General features: G+C 45.3%; 1 protein-coding gene and 2 pseudogenes. All 3 read left to right on the top strand.

Features of this window, described 5'->3' with window-relative positions:
• Positions 1–314, top strand: a pseudogene (locus FFR60_RS22785) (pilin N-terminal domain-containing protein); the annotation flags it as partial.
• Positions 315–424: 110 nt separating this feature from the next.
• The gene (locus FFR60_RS22780; protein WP_137665953.1) at positions 425–2,179 is read left to right on the top strand and encodes a sortase family protein; all 1,755 of its coding nucleotides are present in this window, start codon (positions 425–427) and stop codon (positions 2,177–2,179) included.
• A gap of 14 nt (positions 2,180–2,193) precedes the next feature.
• Positions 2,194–2,581 (top strand): annotated as a pseudogene (locus FFR60_RS22775) (glucosaminidase domain-containing protein); the annotation flags it as partial.

The raw sequence follows: 2,581 nt of genomic DNA, 5'->3' as shown, positions 1-2,581 counted from the left end.
CGAAGCTGAAGGACGTCATGGAACCAGTCATTGTGGAGCTGCCGTTTCCGCAACAGACTGGTGAACCCTTGAATGAGGTCTATATCTATCCGAAATCCAGTGTCTTAGGCGATGTACCTAAACTGCCTGTGACCAAAGGTCCGGATGGCAAGCCGATCCTCGTGGAAGTCGATGAAAAAGGCGAGATCAAGAAATTGCCGCAAACCAGCGGGAATATCGGAACAGCTCAGGTATTGATGTGGATTTTAGCCATGATCATTGCCATGGGCGGTGTCGGAATGATTAGTATCCATCGCAAGAAGGATGTTTTTTAAGAAAGTAATCAATGCATCATTACGGAAGAAAGAATCTCAGATGCGCCTGTTTTCGTGTCTTTGATTCTTTCTTTCAACTTGTGATGCTCAATTGGAAAGAAGGACCCGTCATGAAGAAACGTAAACAACCGAAAAGAAAGCATTCCTTTTTGAAGATTTTCGCGATCATCATGATCGTTGGCGGCGTCTTGACACTGCTGTATCCAATTGTGGGAAACTACTTAGCCAATCGTGAACGAAGCCAAGCGGTGTCTCAATACGACGACACCATGAAAAAGATGTCGCAAAAGGAAAAAGATGAACAATGGGCCTTAGCCAAAGCCTACAACGAATACCTCTATAACATGCAAGAAGGCTTACCGAAAGGGAATCCCGTCGTTTACAACAAGATCATGAAACAAGGGGATGTCATGGGAACGGTCGATATTCCCGCGATTGATATCAAACAAATGCCTTTTTTTCACGGCACGTCATTCAAAACATTGGAAAAAGGCTTGGGGCATTTTGAGCCGACCTCGATTCCCATCGGTGGGAAGAATACCCATGCGGTCATTACGGGACATAGTGGGGTCAAGAACCAAGTCCTCTTTACCGATATTCGAAACTTAAAAGAAGGCGATTTGTTTTTTATCAATATTTTAGGCAAACGCTTGGCTTATGAGATTGATTCCTTTGAAGAAATCTTGCCAAGTGATGTCGATAAGGTCAAGATTCATAAAGGAAAAGACAAGGCGACACTTTTGACCTGTACACCTCCGGGAATCAACACCTTCCGACTCTTAGTCACCGGTCATCGGATCGATTATAAAACGGCGGTTAAGAAGAAAGTCAAGAAACGCAATACATGGAGTTATCAAAACATTGTCTTAGCGACACTGGGCTTGAATGTAGCGATCTTTGCCTTACTGATGGGCTTGTATCGAAGATTCATCAAACGTTTCCGCTCAGACGACCCGCTCGTGGCAGCCAAAGCACGCAAGAATTTGAAACGTCTATTCCTAGTTACGAAGACCCTGTTCATTGTGTTATTCGTGACGATGACCGCGGTATTGATCACAGCGATCTATGGCTATCTGCACATGGAAGAAGAACCCGCCTCGGCGGCTGTCAACATCGGACAAAAGGAAGAATTGAATGCCTACAACATCGATAAGATCGAAGAAGCGAACTACGAGGAGAAACAGATCGCCAGTGTTAAAATCTCCGACTATGCCAAGGCCAAGTCGGTGGTTCAAACCACCACCAATAATTGGGGAATCGGTAAGATCGTGATTCCCGATGTCTCGATCGATCTGCCGATCCTCGCCGGCATGGCGAATGAAAACCTGTTGACCGGAGCGGCGACGTATCGCTCCGATCAACAATTGGGTCGAGGAAACTATGTCGTTCTGGCCCACAACATCTTCGATAAGGATGTGTTATTACACCGTATCCAAGACTTGAAAAAGGGGCAGCTGATTTATACCACGGATTTTAAAAAAGTCTATGTCTATGAGGTTTCTTTGAACAAGATCATTGAAGAGACCGAGGTGTCGTATGTCGAAAAGGAGCCGAAAAATGGGATTGCCAAGCTGACCTTATTACGCTGTGAAGGAGACATCGGAACGATCTATCGGCGTCTTGTTCAAGGAAATCTCAAAAGTGTGCATACGTTGCATGACGCAGAGGATGATTTGTTCAAACAAATGAAACTCAAGCGAGACGAGGGGGAAATCGACGGGACCCTGTTGAAGGAAGATCCTGTTTCCGAACCCGAACGGGTGAGTATGACGTTGGCTGCGAAGATCATTTCCGATCCGATGCAGACGGTCGTGCCCTTGTTCTTATTGTTTCTCTTACCGATTTTATTTTTTAGTTTGATTTAGAAAGGAACCAATCCATGAAAAAGATAATGATAGGGGTTTGCGGAGTCCTTGTTTTCATTGGCGGACTCGTCAGTATACGCAGCGGCGTGTTGAAGGCAGGAGAGCTGCCAGAAGAATCTTCTTTAATAGTAGAAACAGGAACAATGGAAAGTGCCGTTTCGGTTCCAGAAGGTAGTGAAACACCTGTGGAAGAGCCTGAAGTCGTTGAAGAAGTTCCGGTTGTGGAGCCAGAAGTTCCAACAGTAGATTCTACTACTTCTTCAGAAATTCCGACAACTTCGGAGTCAACACCTTCTGAAAGCAGTACAGAAGAATCTTCAACCAGTACGAGTTCAACAACAAGTACCTCAAGTTCGACGAAGCCAACAAGCAGTTCGTCGACTTCAAGTACGACAAAACCGA

It is taken from the genome of Enterococcus hulanensis, assembly GCF_005405485.1.
Taxonomy (GTDB): domain Bacteria; phylum Bacillota; class Bacilli; order Lactobacillales; family Enterococcaceae; genus Enterococcus_A; species Enterococcus_A hulanensis.
The sequence above is the reverse complement of the archived record's forward strand: the minus strand, read 5'-3'. Positions and strand labels throughout refer to the sequence as shown.

Bases quoted from the DNA above. Each gene is read 5' to 3' on its own strand.
- FFR60_RS22780 (WP_137665953.1), top strand. From the start codon at position 425: ATGAAGAAACGTAAACAACCGAAAAGAAAGCATTCCTTTTTGAAGATT.